Raw genomic sequence first — 956 nt, 5'->3', positions numbered from 1 at the left:
TGCTCGTAGCATGGGCCTTAACGTGGAGGGTGTGTAATGGCTAAGCTGACCAAGCGTCAAAAGGCTATCGCCGGCAAAATCGAAGCAGGCAAGGCCTACAATATTGTAGACGCCGCTGCTCTGCTGGCTGAGCTGTCGACCGTCAAGTTCAGCGAGTCGTTTGACGTTGCTGTAAACCTGGGTGTAGACCCGCGTAAATCCGACCAGGTTGTTCGTAGCGCTACTGTGCTGCCACACGGCACTGGCAAGACCGTTCGCGTTGCTGTGTTCACCCAAGGTCCAGCTGCTGAAGCCGCTCTGGCCGCCGGCGCTGACCGCGTAGGTATGGACGATCTGGCTGCCGAAATGAAAGGCGGCGACCTGAACTATGACGTAGTGATTGCATCCCCGGATGCCATGCGCGTTGTGGGTCAACTGGGCCAGATCCTTGGTCCACGTGGTCTGATGCCTAACCCGAAAGTCGGCACCGTAACTCCAGACGTAGCTACAGCGGTTAAGAATGCTAAAGCTGGTCAGGTTCGTTATCGCACCGATAAAAACGGCATCATCCACACTTCCGTTGGCAAGATGGGCTTTGACGCCGTCAAGCTGAAGGAAAACGTTGAAGCTCTGATCGCTGATCTGAAGCGTATCAAGCCAGCTTCCTCGAAAGGTATTTACGTCAAGCGCGTTACCCTGAGCACCACTATGGGCCCAGGTCTGGTTATCGATCAGAGCTCGCTGGACGCGTAAGACACAGGTTGGCGCGATTGATCGCGCCAATTGAAAGATTGGGGTCCCTGCCTGGCGGGGGCTATCCAAGACCGTAGGCGACGCAAGTCTTAAACCATAAGCCTACGCAGATGGTGCTCCCGGTTCCTTACCGAATCAGACACCAAAACGACATTCGGTTTCGATCGAATGAAACGGTAACAAGCAGGAGTTAAACCCGTGGCAATTAATCTCGAAGACAAGAA

The 956-nt window shown here is 54.5% G+C and carries 1 protein-coding gene; it reads left to right on the top strand.

The features are described from left to right. Positions 1-36 precede the first annotated feature (36 nt). On the top strand, positions 37-732 hold the full coding sequence (gene rplA, locus ACIOU6_RS27510) for a 50S ribosomal protein L1 (RefSeq protein WP_007916481.1): 696 nt from the start codon (positions 37-39) through the stop codon (positions 730-732). Positions 733-956: the final 224 nt, after the last annotated feature.

Origin of the sequence: Pseudomonas sp. NPDC087615, from assembly GCF_044743445.1 — a bacterium.
Lineage (GTDB): Bacteria > Pseudomonadota > Gammaproteobacteria > Pseudomonadales > Pseudomonadaceae > Aquipseudomonas > Aquipseudomonas baetica_A.
This window is presented reverse-complemented; position numbering and strand designations above follow the sequence as displayed.

Coding starts and splice junctions, on each gene's coding strand:
- rplA (WP_007916481.1), top strand. CDS start 37: ATGGCTAAGCTGACCAAGCGTCAAAAGGCTATCGCCGGCAAAATCGAA.